Origin of the sequence: Pelomonas cellulosilytica (assembly GCF_021353265.1) — a bacterium.
Classification (GTDB): Bacteria; Pseudomonadota; Gammaproteobacteria; order Burkholderiales; family Burkholderiaceae_C; genus Pelomonas; species Pelomonas cellulosilytica.
On record NZ_JAJTWU010000004.1, the window covers coordinates 130,724 to 146,326 of the forward strand.

The 15,603-nt window shown below is 66.6% G+C and carries 12 protein-coding genes and 2 pseudogenes; 12 read left to right on the top strand and 2 right to left on the bottom strand.

What is annotated here, in order from left to right; genetic code table 11:
• Positions 1-54: 54 nt before the first annotated feature.
• A pseudogene (locus LXT13_RS11665) lies at positions 55-255 on the bottom strand (group II intron reverse transcriptase/maturase); the annotation flags it as partial.
• A 462-nt stretch (positions 256-717) separates the two neighbouring features.
• On the bottom strand, positions 718-1,377 hold the full coding sequence (gene ompA / locus LXT13_RS11670; protein WP_233372100.1) for an outer membrane protein OmpA: 660 nt from the start codon (positions 1,375-1,377) through the stop codon (positions 718-720).
• Between the two features lie 262 nt (positions 1,378-1,639).
• Here ompA and gyrA point away from each other — a divergent pair, with 262 nt between their 5' ends.
• The 12 genes and pseudogenes from gyrA to LXT13_RS11730 all read left to right on the top strand — a co-directional run bounded on the left by gyrA (position 1,640) and on the right by LXT13_RS11730 (position 15,429).
• On the top strand, positions 1,640-4,273 hold the full coding sequence (gyrA, locus tag LXT13_RS11675) for a DNA gyrase subunit A (protein WP_233372101.1): 2,634 nt from the start codon (positions 1,640-1,642) through the stop codon (positions 4,271-4,273).
• 1 nt (position 4,274) lies between these two features.
• Positions 4,275-4,844, top strand: coding sequence for a DUF2059 domain-containing protein (locus LXT13_RS11680; protein ID WP_233372102.1), 570 nt, complete (start codon positions 4,275-4,277; stop codon positions 4,842-4,844).
• A 12-nt stretch (positions 4,845-4,856) separates the two neighbouring features.
• On the top strand, positions 4,857-5,948 hold the full coding sequence (gene serC / locus LXT13_RS11685; protein WP_233372103.1) for a 3-phosphoserine/phosphohydroxythreonine transaminase: 1,092 nt from the start codon (positions 4,857-4,859) through the stop codon (positions 5,946-5,948).
• Positions 5,941-7,038, top strand: a complete 1,098-nt coding sequence (gene pheA, locus LXT13_RS11690; protein ID WP_233372104.1) for a prephenate dehydratase — start codon at positions 5,941-5,943, stop codon at positions 7,036-7,038. Before serC ends, pheA begins: the two co-directional genes overlap by 8 nt.
• Positions 7,039-7,049: 11 nt before the next feature.
• On the top strand, positions 7,050-7,946 hold the full coding sequence (locus LXT13_RS11695) for a prephenate dehydrogenase (protein ID WP_233372105.1): 897 nt from the start codon (positions 7,050-7,052) through the stop codon (positions 7,944-7,946).
• Positions 7,946-9,946, top strand: coding sequence for a bifunctional 3-phosphoshikimate 1-carboxyvinyltransferase/cytidylate kinase (locus tag LXT13_RS11700; RefSeq protein ID WP_233372106.1), 2,001 nt, complete (start codon positions 7,946-7,948; stop codon positions 9,944-9,946). The genes LXT13_RS11695 and LXT13_RS11700 overlap by 1 nt, the downstream gene beginning before the upstream one ends.
• Positions 9,947-10,127: 181 nt before the next feature.
• Positions 10,128-11,849: pseudogene (gene rpsA, locus LXT13_RS11705) on the top strand (30S ribosomal protein S1); the annotation flags it as partial.
• Positions 11,850-11,951: 102 nt separating this feature from the next.
• A complete protein-coding gene (locus LXT13_RS11710; RefSeq protein WP_233372108.1) occupies positions 11,952-12,251 on the top strand; it encodes an integration host factor subunit beta in 300 nt (99 codons plus the stop codon).
• A gap of 26 nt (positions 12,252-12,277) precedes the next feature.
• A complete protein-coding gene (locus LXT13_RS11715; RefSeq protein ID WP_233372109.1) occupies positions 12,278-12,577 on the top strand; it encodes a LapA family protein in 300 nt (99 codons plus the stop codon).
• Positions 12,567-13,709 carry a lipopolysaccharide assembly protein LapB gene (gene lapB / locus LXT13_RS11720; RefSeq protein WP_233372110.1) on the top strand — a complete coding sequence of 381 codons (1,143 nt, stop codon included), beginning with the start codon at positions 12,567-12,569 and terminating at the stop codon, positions 13,707-13,709. Before LXT13_RS11715 ends, lapB begins: the two co-directional genes overlap by 11 nt.
• A gap of 20 nt (positions 13,710-13,729) precedes the next feature.
• Positions 13,730-14,443 carry a glycosyltransferase gene (locus LXT13_RS11725; protein ID WP_233372385.1) on the top strand — a complete coding sequence of 238 codons (714 nt, stop codon included), beginning with the start codon at positions 13,730-13,732 and terminating at the stop codon, positions 14,441-14,443.
• Between the two features lie 188 nt (positions 14,444-14,631).
• Positions 14,632-15,429, top strand: a complete 798-nt coding sequence (locus tag LXT13_RS11730) for a glycosyl transferase (RefSeq protein WP_233372386.1) — start codon at positions 14,632-14,634, stop codon at positions 15,427-15,429.
• Positions 15,430-15,603 lie beyond the last annotated feature (174 nt).

Consider the following 15,603-nt stretch of genomic DNA (forward strand, 5'->3'; position numbering starts at 1 on the left):
GCCACACCACCGGGCGTGCGGGTCCGCGCCCGGCGGTTCGAGCGCTTGAGGTCGTGAGAGTCTGGGCAGGCCCAGTCGGTCGAACCAGGCGATGGTGAGCACGCGGTTGAGGAATTTGCCGCTGTAGCGCCACCAGCAGCGGCTGTTCGCCGCCACCTGTCGTGCAACCTGCGGCGCGGTCCCCAGACCGAGCAGTTCCCGGTAGATGGTGGTGCCGCGTTTCCACTGTTTGAGTTGGATGGCTCGCAGCCGGTGGCATAGCTACTCGTCCAGCTCGCGCCTGTCCGGCGCGCCCTTGTTGGCCTTGACCCGCTTCCACGCCGCTTGCAGGTTCTCTCTCGTCAGCGCCGCCTTCAGCAGGGGCACCTGTCCCCACCGTCGACCTTGCCGCCCATGTGCCCTGGTGTTCCTGGGGCGGGCCGCAGGCTTCGTCGCTGGAGGGGTCAAGCCCGGCTTCGCCATGCGCTACGCCTACCCGCCCGGGTTGCCCCGACATCTGACGCATGGCCTTCGACATTCCCAGGTCCTCGGTCACTTGCTCTCGTTCGGTCCTTCGCCTCTCGCTGGTGGCCTCGGCGGCCCCGCTAACCATTCCCCTTACCGGGCTGGTAGAGGACTTTCACCTCCAAGTAGGTGCGCCCTGCCGGGCGCACCAAGAAAAAAGCCCCGACGGCGGGCCGTGCGGGGCTTTGTGCAAGGCGCCCGAAGGCGCAGAGCTTACTTGTTGCGCGTACCGACGACTTCAATCTCGGTGCGGCGGTTCTTGGCGCGGCCTTCGGCGGTCTTGTTGTCGGCGACGGGCTGCTTCTCGCCCTTGCCTTCCGTGTAGACGCGGTTCGGCTCGACGCCCTTGCTCACCAAGTAGGCCTTGACGGCTTCCGAGCGGCGGATCGACAGCTTCTGGTTGTACTCGTCGCTGCCCACCGAGTCGGTGTGGCCGACGGCGATGATGACTTCCAGGTTGATGCCCTTGGTCTTGCTGACCAGGTCGTCCAGCTTGGCTTGAGCATCAGGCTTCAGCGTCGACTTGTCGAAGTCGAAGAACGTGTCAGCCGCGAACGTGACCTTCTCGCTGACCGGTGCGGGCGGCGGCGTCACGGGCTTCGGCGGGGCCGGGGGAGCGACAGGCGGCGGCGGGGCGACGGGCTTCGGCGGCTCGACCTTCGGAGCCGGCTTGATTTCGCCGTCGCAGCCAGCGGCAGCGGTGGCGGGCGTCCAGAAATTGTCACGCCAGCAATATTCGTTGGTACCGTTCTTCCAGACGGTGCCATCGGCGGCGCGCCAGTTGTCGACCGTCTGGGCGGAGGCGCCCGACGCTGCCGCAGCGGCGACCGCAGCCACCGCAAACAGCGACGCCACGCGATTCAGTTTCTTCATGATTCTCCTCTCAAGGAATGCCGCAGTTGCCCTGCGAGAGTCAGTACTCAACCTTTAACCTTAGGAAAAGCCTTTAGGGTTTCTCCTAGGGACTCGGCGATTGTGCCATGCAGGCACCGAGACGGACGCATTGTGGCGGGCTACGTTCATGGGCATGGTGACGCTGTTGCGCTGCTGCTACAAGGAGGTGCGGCGCTTAGAATTCGCGCCTTTCACCTACCTCCAATGACGTCGCGCCCATGTAGGCGCGCGCCACTCGCGCATGACCCAGTTCGCCAAGGAAACCCTGCCGATCAGCCTTGAGGAGGAGATGCGTCGCTCCTACCTCGATTACGCGATGAGCGTGATCGTGGGGCGCGCCCTGCCCGATGCCCGCGATGGCCTCAAACCGGTGCATCGCCGCGTGCTCTTCGCGATGCACGAGCTGAACAATGACTGGAACCGGCCTTACAAGAAGTCTGCCCGTATCGTCGGCGACGTCATCGGTAAATATCACCCGCACGGCGATACGGCGGTGTACGACACGATCGTCCGCATGGCGCAGGATTTTTCGCTGCGCCACATGCTGGTGGATGGCCAGGGAAATTTCGGCTCGGTCGACGGCGACAACGCCGCGGCCATGCGATACACCGAAATCCGGCTGGACAAGATTGCCCATGAAATGCTGGCCGATATCGACAAGGAAACCGTCGATTTCGGGCCGAATTACGACGGCAGCGAAAAGGAGCCGCTGGTTTTGCCGACGCGGCTGCCGAATCTGCTGGTCAATGGCGCGGCGGGTATTGCGGTCGGCATGGCCACCAACATCCCGCCACACAACCTCAACGAGGTGGTCGACGCCTGCCTGCTGGCGCTGAAGAACCCGGCGGTGACGGTCGACGAGCTGATGGAGATCATCCCGGCGCCTGACTTCCCCACCGCCGGCATCATCTACGGCCTGGCTGGCGTGCGCGATGGCTACCGCACGGGCCGTGGCCGCGTTGTCATGCGCGCGAAGGTCCACTTCGAGGACATCGACAAGGGCAACCGTCAGTCGATCATCGTCGACGAGATTCCCTATCAGGTGAACAAGAAGACGCTGCTCGAGCGCATCGCCGAGCTGGTGCAGGAAAAGAAGATCGAGGGCATCAGCCACATCCAGGACGAGTCCGACAAATCGGGCATGCGCGTCGTCATCGAGCTCAAGCGCGGCGAAGTCCCTGAGGTGGTGCTGAACAACCTCTACAAGCAGACGCAGCTGCAGGACAGCTTCGGCATGAACATGGTCGCGCTCATCGACGGCCAGCCCAAGCTGTGCAACCTGCGCGACATGATCATCGTGTTCCTGGAGCACCGCCGCGAGGTGGTGACCCGCCGCACGATCTACGAACTGCGCAAGGCCCGCGAGCGCGGCCACGTGCTGGAAGGCCTGGCCGTCGCGCTGGCCAACATCGACGAGTTCATCGAGACGATCAAGTCGTCGCCGACACCGCCCGTCGCCAAGGCCGCGCTGATGAGCAAGAGCTGGGATTCGTCGCTGGTGCGCGAGATGCTGTCCCGCGCTGAGGGCGGCAGCCAGGCGTACCGCCCCGACGGCCTGGAGCCGGAGTACGGCATGCAGCCGGACGGCCTCTACCGGCTCTCGGACACGCAGGCCAGCGAGATCCTGCAGATGCGCCTGCAGCGCCTGACCGGGCTGGAGCAGGACAAGATCGTCGGCGAGTACCGGGACGTGATGGCGCAGATCGCCGACCTGCTCGACATCCTGGCCACGCCGTCGCGCGTGACGACCATCATCAGCGAGGAGCTGACCCAGCTGAAGCAGGAGTTCGGCCAGACCAAGCTCGGCGCCCGCCGCAGCGTCATCGAGCACAACGCCCAGGAGCTGGGGACCGAAGACCTGATCACGCCGACCGACATGGTCGTCACGCTCTCGCACACCGGCTACATCAAGAGCCAGGCGCTCAGCGAGTACCGGGCGCAGCGCCGCGGCGGCCGCGGCAAGCAGGCCACGGCGACAAAGGACGACGACTGGATCGACCAGCTCTTCATCGCCAACACGCACGACTGGATCCTGTGCTTCAGCGATCGCGGCCGCGTCTATTGGCTGAAGGTCTGGGAAGTGCCGCAGGGCTCGCGCAACTCGCGCGGCAAGCCGATCGTCAACATGTTCCCGCTGCAGGCCGGCGAGAAGATCACCGTCGTGCTGCCGCTGACCGGCGAGTTCCGCAGCTTCCCCGAGGACCACTTCATCTTCATGGCCACGGCCCTCGGCACGGTCAAGAAGACGTCGTTGAAGGACTTCAGCAACCCGCGCAAGGCCGGCATCATCGCGGTCGACCTGGACGACGGCGACCACCTCATCGGCGCCGCGCTGACCGATGGCCGGCATGACGTGATGCTGTTCAGCGACGGCGGCAAGGCGGTGCGTTTCGACGAGGATGACGTGCGCCCGATGGGCCGTCAGGCTCGTGGCGTGCGCGGCATGATGCTGGAGCCCGATCAGCGCCTGATTGCGATGCTCGTCGCCGAGGACGAGACGCAGAGCGTGCTGACCGCCACCGAGAACGGCTACGGCAAGCGGACCTCCATCGTCGAGTACACCCGCCACGGCCGCGGCACCAAGGGCATGATCGCCATCCAGCAGAGCGAGCGCAACGGCCGCGTCGTCGCCGCTACGCTGGTGCGCCCGGAAGACGAGATCATGCTGATCACCGACAAGGGCGTGCTGGTGCGCACCCGTGTCAGCGAGATTCGTGAACTCGGCCGCGCGACGCAGGGCGTCACGCTGATCGCGCTGGACGACGGCAGCAAGCTGTCGGGCCTGCAACGCATCGTCGAGAACGATGCCAACGACTCCGACGCCGGCGCCGAACCCGGTGATGGTGTCGATACCCCCGAAGCCCCCAAGGATTGACATGACCTCTCGCAAGCTGGGCCTCGCCCTGGCCTTCGCCCTGGCTGCCGGCAGCGCCCTGGCCGACCCCTCCCCCGCCAAGAAGGCGCTGATCGATCGCATCGTCGCGCTGCAGCAGCGTGCGATGGTCGATGGCCTCGCCGGCAGCATCCTGCAGCGGCCGTTGCCGCAACTGGCCCAGGGCGTGCGCGCCGCGCTGCAACAGGTGCCCGCCGACAAGCGCGAGGCCACCGCCAAGGCGCTGGACGCGGAGATGAAGAAGTTCGTCGACGAGAACCAGACCTACCTGAAGGACAAGATCTCGAAGGCGCTGCCCGGCACGGCTTCGGCGCTGCTGGACGAACGCTTCAATGAGGACGAACTGAAGCAGATCCTGGCCTGGGCAGAATCCCCGCTCAGTCAGAAGTTCGGCATGGCCAACGCCGAGTTGCAGAACGCGGTGGCCCAGAAGGTGATGACCGAGGCCGGTCCCACGCTGGAAGGCCGCCTCAAGACCTTGCAAGCCAACCTGGCCAAGCAGCTCGGCATCCAGCCGCCGCCCGCCCCCGCCTCCAAGCCCGCGTCGAAGTAGCCCTCCCCCTCGATGACCTCATCCCGCCCGTTCAATTTCGCCCCCGGTCCCGCCACCCTGCCCGAGCCCGTTCTGCGGCAGGTGGCGGAAGAAATGCTGGACTGGCACGGCAGCGGTATGAGCGTCATGGAGATGAGCCACCGCGGCAAGGAGTTCGTCTCCATTGCCGAGCGTGCGGAAGCCGACCTGCGCGAACTGCTGGCGGTGCCGGCGAACTTCCGCATCCTGTTCATGCAGGGTGGCGGGCTCGGCGAAAACGCCATCGTGCCGATGAACCTGAGCCGGGGCGGCAAGGTGGACGTCGTCATCACGGGCTCCTGGTCGCGCAAAAGCGCCGCCGAGGCGCGGCGCTATGCCGACGTGCAGATCGCCGCCGACATCGGCAAGACCGGCGTCATCCCACGCGATTGGCAGCTGCGCGACGACGCGGCCTACCTGCACCTGTGCACGAACGAGACCATCGACGGCGTCGAGTTTCACGACCTGCCGCAGTCCGCCAACGGTGTGCCGCTGGTCATCGACATCTCCTCGCACATGCTGTCGCGGCCGATCGACTGGAGCCGTGTCGGCCTGGCCTTCGGTGGCGCGCAGAAGAACGTCGGTCCCGCAGGTCTGACGATGGTGTTTGTGCGGGAAGATCTGCTGGGCCGCGCGCTTGACATCTGCCCCTCGGCCTTCAATTACGAGACCGTGGCTGCCCACCAGTCGATGTTCAACACGCCACCGACGTTCGCGATCTACGTGGCCGGCCTGGTCTTCCAGTGGGTCAAGGGCTTCGAGTACGCCGGCCTGCGGGGGCTCGCCGCGATCGAGCGCCAGAACATCGACAAGGCCCGCCTGCTCTACGAGGCGCTGGACGCCTCCAGCCTCTACGAAAACCGGGTGGACCCAAGCTGCCGCTCGCGCATGAACGTGCCGTTCTTTCTGAAGAACGAGGCGCTCAACGAGGTCTTCCTGGCCGACGCCAAAGCCGCCGGGCTGTTGCAGCTCAAAGGGCACAAGTCCGTCGGCGGCATGCGTGCATCCATCTACAACGCGATGCCGCTGGCCGGCGTTCAGGCGCTGGTCTCCTTCCTGAAAACCTTCGAGGCCCGTCATGGTTGAGCCGGTCGCATCCCAGGCGCTGCTCGCGTTGCGCGACCAGATCGACGGCCTCGACCGCCAACTGCTGGAGCTGTTGAACCAGCGGGCGCGCGTGGCCGAGCAGGTCGGTGAGATCAAGCGCGCCGAAGGTACGCCGTTCTTCCGCCCCGACCGCGTCGCGCAGGTCATCGACAAGATCCGCGCCGCCAACCCCGGCCCGCTGAAGGCCGAGCACGTGTCGGCGATCTGGCGAGAGATCATGTCTGCCTGTCTGGCGCTAGAGTCGCCCCAGCGCGTCGCTGTACTCGGGCCGGTGGGAACCTTCTGCGAGCAGGCCGCCATCGAGTACTTCGGCGGTGCGGCCGACATGGTCTATTGCGCCAACTTCGACGAGGTCTTCCACACGACCGCCAGCGGCGGCGCGCAGTTTGGCGTCGTCGGCGTCGAGAACATGACCGAGGGGGTCGTCACGCGCTCGCTGGACCTGTTTCTGCACACGCCCTGCCACGTCGTCGGCGAGGTGTCGCTGCTGGTACGGCACAGCCTGATGCGCAAGGAGCCGTCGATGCACGGCATCGAGGCCGCGCTGGCACACCCGCAGGCGCTGGCGCAGTGCCAGAACTGGCTTAACAAGCACCTGCCCGACGCCGAGCGCCGGGCGGTGTCCAGCAACGCCGAAGGCGCGCGCCTCGCGGCCACCAACCCGGCCTGGGCGGCGCTCGGCAGCGACCGCGCATCGACGCTGTTCGGCCTGCACATCGTGGCGCATGCGATCCAGGACGAGGCCTATAACCGCACGCGCTTCGCCGTCATCTGCCTGCCGCAGACGATGGCCACGCCGCCGGCCACGGGCCGCGACTGCACCAGCCTCGTCGTCTCCGTGCCCAACCGCCCCGGCGCGATGCATGACCTGCTTGTGCCGCTGAAGAAGCACGGCGTGTCGATGACGCGGCTGGAATCCCGCCCGGCCCGCACGGGCCAGTGGGACTACTACTTCTACATCGACCTCGATGGTCATCCGACCCAGACCCACGTCGCCGATGCGCTGGCCGAGCTGCGCGAGCTCTGCGCCTTCTTCAAGATCCTGGGTGCGTACCCGGTCAAGAGCTGAGCGAGGCAGCGATGTTCAACCAGCTCGGTGTCATCGGATGCGGCCTGATGGGCGGCAGCTTCGCGCTGGCGATGAAGCGCGCCGGCCTCGTACGCCGCGTCATCGGCTACAGCAAGTCGCCGTCGACGACGGAGCTGGCCAAAAAACTTGGTGTCATCGACGTCGTGGCGGAGTCCGCGCTGCTGGCAGTTTCCGGCTCGGACATCGTACTGATCGCCGTGCCGGTGTCGGCCACGGAAGCGACGCTGAAGGCCATCCGCCACCTGGTGAACCCGGGCGTGCTGTTCATGGACGTCGGCTCGACCAAGTGCGACGTCATCGAGGCCGCCCGCCGGGCGCTGGGCGAGCGTGCTGCGAGCTTTGTGCCCTGCCACCCGATTGCCGGCAAGGAATCGGGAGGCGTCCAGCACGCCGAAGCCACGTTGTACGAAGGCCGGCAGGTCATCCTGACGCCGCAGCCGTTCACGAACCCGCAGCTCGTGCAGCGCGCGACGGACGTCTGGTCGGCGCTGGGCACGACGGTGCTGAAGATGCGGCCGCACAACCATGACGCCGCGTTCGCTGCCGTCAGCCACCTGCCGCACCTGCTGGCATTCGCCTACTTCCAAGCGATCGCCGAGCAGCCCGCCGCGCGGGACTACCTGAGCCTCGCCGGTCCGGGTTTCCGCGACTTCACGCGGATCGCCGCCGGCGAGCCGGCCGTCTGGCGCGACATCCTGCTGGCCAACAAGCACGAGGTGCTGGCGCAATCCAAGCGTTTCCGCACGATGCTGGACCAGCTCGAAGCCCTCATCGAAGCGGGCGATGCCGCCGCGCTGGAAGCCACGCTGCGACCCATTGCCGAAGGCCGCTCCGCCTGGAGCCTGCCCTCCCCTGCCGCCCCTCCCGGCCGCCCTGCGGCTAAGTGATGTTCAAGATCCCCTTCCTCGACCTGCCGCCGCTGCGCGGGGCCTCGGGCACCGTCCGCCTGCCCGGCTCCAAGAGCATTTCCAACCGCGTGCTGCTGCTGGCCGCGCTCAGCGAGGGGCGCACCACGGTGCGCGACCTGCTGGCGTCCGACGACACCGCCGTCATGCTGGATGCGCTGCGCGCCCTCGGCTGTGGCGTCGTGCAGGACGGTGACACGGTCAACATCGTGGGCCTCGGCGGCCAGTTGCTGGCCAGGCAGGCCAAGCTCTTCCTCGGCAACGCCGGCACGGCCATGCGGCCGCTGACCGCCGCACTCGCAGTACTGGCCGCAACGCAGGGTGGCAGCTTCGAGCTGTCCGGCGTGCCCCGCATGCACGAGCGCCCCATTGGCGACCTTGTCGATGCGTTGCGCGGCCTCGGCTGCGCCATCGACGATCTCGGCGCCCCCGGCTATCCACCGCTGCGCCTTCACGGCCCTTCGCCACTCGCGCTGGACCAGCCGGTGCGCGTGCGTGGCGACGTGTCCAGCCAGTTCCTGACCGCACTGCTGCTGGCGCTGCCGCTCGTGGCCGAGCGGGACATCCGCATCGAAGTCATCGGCGAGCTGATCTCCAAGCCCTACATCGAGATCACGCTGGCGCTGCTGGCGCGCTTCGGCATCGACGTGAAGCGCGAGGGCTGGGCCGCCTTCGTTATCCCTGCCGGCAGCCACTACCGCTCGCCGGGTGAGGTGTTCGTCGAAGGCGATGCGTCGTCAGCCTCCTACTTCGTCGCCCTTGGCGCCATCGCGGCAATCGACACGCCCGTCCGCATCGAAGGCGTCGGCCGCGAATCGCTGCAGGGCGACGTGCGCTTCATCGAGGCCGCTGCCGCCATGGGCGCCGACGTGAAGACCGGCCCGAACTGGCTGGAGGTCAAGCGTGGTGCCTGGCCGCTCAAGGGCCTGACGCTCGACTGCAACCACATCCCCGACGCCGCGATGACGCTGACCGTCATGGCGCTCTACGCCGACGGCCCGACGACGCTGACCAATATCGCCAGCTGGCGCGTGAAGGAGACCGACCGTATCGCCGCGATGGCGACCGAGCTGCGCAAGCTCGGCGCGACCGTCGAGGAAGGCCCGGACTGGATCCGCGTCCAGCCGCTCCATCAGTGGCAGCCTGCGGGGATCCACACCTACGACGACCACCGTGTCGCGATGTGCTTCTCACTCGCCGCGTTCAACGGCCTCGTGACCGACGCGGCGGTACCGGTGCGCATCCTGGAGCCGCACTGCGTCGCCAAGACCTTCCCGGATTACTTCGAGACGCTGTTCGGTGTCGTCACGGCCCGGGCCGAGGACGTTCCCGTCATCACCATCGATGGCCCCACCGCCTCCGGCAAAGGCACGCTGGCCGACGAGGTTGGCAAGGCGCTGGGCTTTGGCGTGCTGGACTCCGGGGCGCTGTACCGCGTGACCGGCCTCGCCGCGCGTCGGGCCGGCCTGAACCTGGACGATGGCGCGGCCGTCGCCGCCATCGTGCCGACGCTGGACCTGAGCTTCCGCGAAGGTCATGTCTACCTCGGCACCGAGGACGTCAGCGCCCGTTTGCGCGCCGAGGCGACCGGCCTGCTGGCTTCACAGGTCGCCGTGCATCCGGCGGTGCGTCAGGCCTTGCACCAGCTGCAGCTGAATTTCCGCCAGCTGCCGGGTCTGGTGGCCGACGGCCGCGACATGGGCACGTCGATCTTCCCTGACGCCGACCTCAAGATTTTCCTCACGGCCAGCGCGGCAACGCGGGCCGAGCGGCGCTATAAGCAATTGATTTCCAAGGGTGTTTCCGCTAATATCGAGAGCTTGCGCGAAGATTTGGAGGCGCGGGACGAACGGGACAAGAACCGTTCGACCTCGCCACTGGCCCCCGCGCAGGACGCGCAGTTGCTCGACAACTCAGCGCTGACCATCGAGGCCTCGGTGGCCCAGGTGCTGGATTGGTGGCAAACGCGCCGGCCGTTCTGACGCAAAGCAGCACGACCCAGGCCTGAGAAGCCACGCCGCAAGGCACAAGGCCCGCCGGCCAGCGCCGAACGCCCGTTCGGTCGTCATGAGAGATGCAAGTCTCTCGTGGCCGGCGATGTCAACAACCTAACCCCGCAGGCTTGCCTGCACCGCCGCGCCAGATACTTCGGCGCATCAGGATCAACTCAACATGTCCCAAACCCAAACCGCCGCTTCCGGCATGGAATCCTTCGCCGCAATGTTCGAGGAGTCGCTGCAGCGCTCCGACATGCGCGCCGGCGAAGTGATCTCGGCCGAGGTCGTTCGCGTCGAGCACAACTTCGTGGTCGTCAATGCCGGCCTGAAGTCCGAGGCCTATGTGCCCATCGACGAATTCAAGAACGACCAGGGCGAACTGGAAGTTCAGGTCGGCGACTTCGTGTCGGTGGCCATCGACGCCATCGAAAACGGCTACGGCGACACCATCCTGTCGCGCGACAAGGCCAAGCGCCTGGCCTCGTGGCTGAGCCTGGAAACTGCCCTGGAGTCCGGCGACTTCGTGACCGGCACCGTCTCCGGCAAGGTCAAGGGCGGCCTGACCGTGCTGGTCAACGGCATCCGTGCCTTCCTGCCCGGCTCGCTGCTGGACACCCGCCCGGTGAAGGACATGAGCCCGTTCGAGGGCAAGACCATGGAGTTCAAGGTCATCAAGCTCGATCGCAAGCGCAACAACGTTGTGCTGTCGCGTCGTGCCGTGGTGGAAGCCTCCATGGGTGAAGAGCGCGCCAAGCTGCTCGAGACGCTGTCCGAAGGCGCCATCGTCAACGGCGTGGTCAAGAACATCACCGAATACGGTGCGTTTGTGGACCTGGGCGGCATCGACGGCCTGCTGCACATCACCGACATGGCCTGGCGCCGTGTCCGCCACCCGAGCGAAGTCGTTCAGGTCGGCCAGGAACTGACCGCCAAGGTCCTGAAGTTCGACGCCGAGAAGAACCGCGTCTCGCTGGGCATCAAGCAGCTGGGCGACGACCCGTGGTTCGGCGTGGCTCGCCGCTACCCGACCGGCACGCGCCTGTTCGGCAAGGTCACGAACATTGCCGACTACGGCGCGTTCGTCGAGATCGAGCCGGGCATCGAAGGCCTGGTGCACGTCTCCGAAATGGACTGGACCAACAAGAACATCGCCCCCAGCAAGCTGGTCTCGCTGGGCGACGAAGTCGAAGTCATGGTCCTGGAAATCGACGAAGACAAGCGTCGCATCAGCCTGGGCATGAAGCAGTGCAAGGCCAACCCGTGGGAAGAGTTCGCCGAGAACGTCAAGCGCGGCGACAAGGTCAAGGGTCCGGTCAAGTCCATCACCGACTTCGGCGTGTTCGTGGGCCTGGCCCAGGGCATCGACGGTCTGGTGCACCTGTCCGACCTGTCTTGGGACGAGTCCGGCGAGACTGCCGTTCGCAACTTCAAGAAGGGCCAAGAAGTCGAAGCCGTCGTGCTGGCCGTGGACGTCGAGCGCGAGCGCATCTCGCTGGGCATCAAGCAGCTGGACAGCGACCCGTTCACCGCCTTCACCACGATCAACGACCGCGGCGCCTCGGTGACCGGCAAGGTCAAGACCGTCGACCCGCGCGGCGCCGAGATCGAGCTGGCTGACGGCGTGATGGCCTACCTGCGCGCTTCGGAAATCTCCCGCGACCGCGTGGAAGACGCCCGCAACGTGCTGAAGGAAGGCGACGAAGTCACCGCCATCATCGTCAACGTGGATCGCAAGACGCGCAACATCCAGCTGTCGATCAAGGCCAAGGACAACGCCGACCAGCAGGAAGCCATGCAGCGCATCAGCCAGTCGAACGAGCGTGAGAACGCCGGCACGACGAGCCTGGGCGCCCTGCTGCGCGCCAAGCTGGACAACCAGGGCAACTAAGCCCTCGCTGACCGTCCCGGCTTGCGTGCAAGCCGGGTATGCTCCCCACAGGCTCGCTCGGCCTTTCGCCAGCGAGCCTGTTCATTTTCTACACCGCACGCCATGACCCGCTCCGACCTCGTTGCCGTCCTCGCTGAACGATTTGGCCAACTGACCCAGCGCGACACCGAGTTCGCCGTCAAGACCATCCTCGACGCGATGAGCGATGCACTCGCGCGCGGTCACCGCATCGAGATCCGCGGCTTCGGCAGCTTCTCCATCAGCCGCCGCCCACCACGCGTGGGCCGCAACCCGCGCAGCGGCGAGCAGGTCATGATTCCCGAGAAGCTGGCGCCTCATTTCAAGCCCGGCAAGGCGCTGCGCGAAGCCGTCGACAAGCATCTTCCTGTGACGGACGACTGACCCGGCCTGCGTCAGAATCCTGGGCCATGCGCACTCTCGTCTGGCTCCTGCGAGCCCTGCTCTTCTTCACGCTGTTCGCCTTCGCGCTGAACAACAGTCACGAGGCATCCGTGCGCTGGTTCTTCGGCCACGAATGGCGCGCGCCCCAGGTCATCATCGTGCTCGTCGCCTTTGGCCTGGGCGCTGCGTTCGGCGTGCTGGCCATGGTGCCGGCCTGGTGGCGCCACCGCCGCGCCGCCCAACGCATCGAGACGCCGGTCGCCCCCGCCCCTTCCGCGCCCGACGCGCCCACCACGCCCTACGCCGCCCACCAAGATGGAGTTTGATCCGCGCTGGCTGCTCTTCGTCCTGCCCATCGTCTTCATCCTTGGCTGGCTGGCCTCCAAGCTCGATTCGCGGCAGTGGAAGCTCGAGCAGCGGGAATCCCCGAAGGCCTACTTCAAGGGACTGAACCTGCTGCTCAACGAGCAACAGGACAAGGCCATCGACGCCTTCATCGAGGCCGTCCAGAACGACCCTGACACGTCCGAACTGCACTTCGCGCTCGGCAGCCTGTTCCGCCGCCGCGGCGAGACCGAGCGCGCCGTGCGCGTGCACGAGCACCTGCTGCGCCGCGGCGATTTGCCGAAGGCGGATCGCGACCGCGCCCAGCACGAGCTGGCCCAGGACTTCTTCAAGGCCGGCCTGTTCGATCGTGCCGAAGCGGCATACGCGGAACTCCGCGGAACGGCGTTCGAGCGCGAAGCCCGCCTGGCGCTGCTGTCGCTGTATGAGCGCTCGCGCGACTGGGCCAAGGCGGCCGAAGTGGCGGCCGAGCTGGAGTCCGCCGGCACCGGCTCGTTCTCCAACCGCATCGCCCACTACCTGTGCGAGCAGGCGCTGGTGGCGCAGTCGCAAGGTCATGCGGACCTCGTGCCTGCATTGCTTGAGCAAGCCATGCGCCGCGCACCCGAGGCCGCCCGCGCCTACGTGCTGCAAGGGCAGTTCGCGCTGAAGGCGGGTCAGCACGAGGCGGCGATGGCGGCTTTCGTGAAGCTGCTGTCGGCCAACCCACCGGCCTTCAACCTCGTTGCGGGCGACTGCGCCGCTGCGGCCAAGGCCCTGGGCCAGCCTGAGCGTGCCGTCGCGCTGCTGACCGAGCAATACCAGCGTGCGCCCAGCATGCACCTGTTGCGCGCGCTGGCCACGCTGCAGCCGGAGCCCCAGCGAGCACGCCTGGCGGCCCATCTGCGCGAACAGCCCGCGCTGTCAGCAGCCACCGAGCTGCTCAAGCTCAACGCTGCGGCCCTGCCCGCCGACGAGGCCGGCCCCATGTTGCAGACGCTGGAGAAAGCCACCAAGCCGCTGCTGCGCTACCGCTGCGCCGCGTGCGGCTTCGAGGCCGCGCACTACTTCTGGCAATGCCCCGGGTGCCTGAACTGGGATACCTACCCTCCGCGCCACGTGGAAGAGCTCTGACCGTGCGCACGATCGTTTGCATGAAATGGGGCACCAAGTACGGCCCCGAGTACGTCAATAGGCTCTATGCGATGGTGCGCCGGCATCTGAAGGGCGAGTTCCAGTTCGTCTGCCTGACCGACCGCACCGAAGGCATCCGCGCCGAGGTGCGCTGCTTTCCCATCCCCGAGTTGACGCTGCCCAACGGCGAGCCCGAACGCGGCTGGAAGAAGCTGACGACCTTCAGCCCCGCCCTCGTCAACGACTACGGCCTCCGCGGCACCGCCCTGTTCCTGGATCTGGATGTCGTCATCGTCGGTGACATCACGCCTTTCTTCGAGACGCCGGGCGACTTCCTCATCATCCACGACTGGAAACGCCCCTGGCGCATCACCGGCAACTCGTCGGTCTACCGCTGGGAGCTGGGCGAGCACCAGGACGTATTGACCGAGTTCGTCGCCGACCAGGCCAAGGCCAAGGCCGAGTTCCGCAACGAGCAGGCCTTCCTGTCAGCGGTGCTGCACCGCCAGGGCAAGCTGAAATACTGGGACGCCGCCTGGTGCGCCAGCTACAAGTACCACTGCATCCCGACCTGGCCCAGCAGCTACTGGCGCGACCCGTTCATGCCGGACGGCGCACGCATCCTGATCTTCCACGGCGTCATGAACCCGCCCGACGCGCTGGCCGGCCGCAGCAACGGCAACTGGCGGCATGCGCGACCGGCACGCTGGATCGCCGATCACTGGACCGAGTGACGCTGCCAAGATAGCCGCCACCTGAGCCGGCCTGCGCTGCCGGCTTACCACAAAGAGCCGCCCGCATGCTCGCGGAACTTCAGCGGTGTGCCTGCTTTGCGTGACTTCACACACGCGACATCCTCAACAACCTGTCTGTTTCATAAATTCAACCCTTCAGAAAGCTGACTGGAGGGTGTGTGAAGCAGATGATCTGCGTGAAATGGGGAAAGGGCTATGGTTCGGAATATGCGAACCGGCTCTACGGCATGGCTCGGCGTAACACCACCGGCCCGTTACGCTTCGTCTGCCTGACGGACGACCCCACCGGTCTGCGACCCGAGATTGACGCCTTCCCGTTGCCGGAGCTGGGCTGCGAGCACCCTCAGCGGACCGCGGGGAAATGGCGCAAGCAGGTGCTATGGGGGGCGGACATTCCCGCGCTGACGGGCCTGCAAGGGCCGGTGTTGTTCGTCGACCTGGACACGGTCATCGTGGCCAACATCGACGAGTACTTCACCCATGGCGACCCGGACCGCGTCTACCTCGCACGCAACTGGTCCAAGCCGCTGCACAGACTGGGCCAAACCTCAGTCTTTCGCTACCCGGTGGGCCGCTATCCGGAGGTGCTGGAAAAGTTCCGTGCGGACCCGCAAGGCGTGGCCGACCGTGAGCGGTACGAGCAACACCACGTGACGCACTCCGTGCCGGGCGGCATCGACTTCTGGCCGGAGGACTGGACCCGGCACTTCCGTTTCCACTGCATGCCGACGTTTCCGCTGGGCTACTTCGTGCCCGGCAGGCTGCCGGCCAAGGCCAAGATGGTCACCTTCGCCGGTGGCCCGAATCCCGGCGACATTCAGCTGGGTCGCTGGCTGCCCCACCAACGGAAGTTCCCGACGCGCTGGGAACACCTGCGAGCCACGCTGGGCGCAGCTCAGCCCCTGCGCCACCTGCGTCACTATGTGCTCCCGGTCGACTGGATCGAGCAGCACTGGCGCGAGTAGCACCGCCGCCCGGAAGGCACCCGGCTCGCCGGCGTCGACGCGGCAGCTTTTTATACTGCCGCGATGACATGCCTCTCGACCGATACCGCGCGTGCGCGCTGGCGCCACCCGGTACGGCACATCGTTGCCCGTCTGCCCGCCGACAGCTGCATCCCGGGCGTGTTCAGCCCTGCC

Excerpts from the sequence above, each read along its gene's own strand:
- ompA (WP_233372100.1), bottom strand. The coding sequence starts at position 1,377 with ATGAAGAAACTGAATCGCGTGGCGTCGCTGTTTGCGGTGGCTGCGGTC.
- gyrA (WP_233372101.1), top strand. The coding sequence starts at position 1,640 with ATGACCCAGTTCGCCAAGGAAACCCTGCCGATCAGCCTTGAGGAGGAG.
- LXT13_RS11680 (WP_233372102.1), top strand. The coding sequence starts at position 4,275 with ATGACCTCTCGCAAGCTGGGCCTCGCCCTGGCCTTCGCCCTGGCTGCC.
- serC (WP_233372103.1), top strand. The coding sequence starts at position 4,857 with ATGACCTCATCCCGCCCGTTCAATTTCGCCCCCGGTCCCGCCACCCTG.
- pheA (WP_233372104.1), top strand. The coding sequence starts at position 5,941 with ATGGTTGAGCCGGTCGCATCCCAGGCGCTGCTCGCGTTGCGCGACCAG.
- LXT13_RS11695 (WP_233372105.1), top strand. The coding sequence starts at position 7,050 with ATGTTCAACCAGCTCGGTGTCATCGGATGCGGCCTGATGGGCGGCAGC.
- LXT13_RS11700 (WP_233372106.1), top strand. The coding sequence starts at position 7,946 with ATGTTCAAGATCCCCTTCCTCGACCTGCCGCCGCTGCGCGGGGCCTCG.
- LXT13_RS11710 (WP_233372108.1), top strand. The coding sequence starts at position 11,952 with ATGACCCGCTCCGACCTCGTTGCCGTCCTCGCTGAACGATTTGGCCAA.
- LXT13_RS11715 (WP_233372109.1), top strand. The coding sequence starts at position 12,278 with ATGCGCACTCTCGTCTGGCTCCTGCGAGCCCTGCTCTTCTTCACGCTG.
- lapB (WP_233372110.1), top strand. The coding sequence starts at position 12,567 with ATGGAGTTTGATCCGCGCTGGCTGCTCTTCGTCCTGCCCATCGTCTTC.
- LXT13_RS11725 (WP_233372385.1), top strand. The coding sequence starts at position 13,730 with ATGAAATGGGGCACCAAGTACGGCCCCGAGTACGTCAATAGGCTCTAT.
- LXT13_RS11730 (WP_233372386.1), top strand. The coding sequence starts at position 14,632 with ATGATCTGCGTGAAATGGGGAAAGGGCTATGGTTCGGAATATGCGAAC.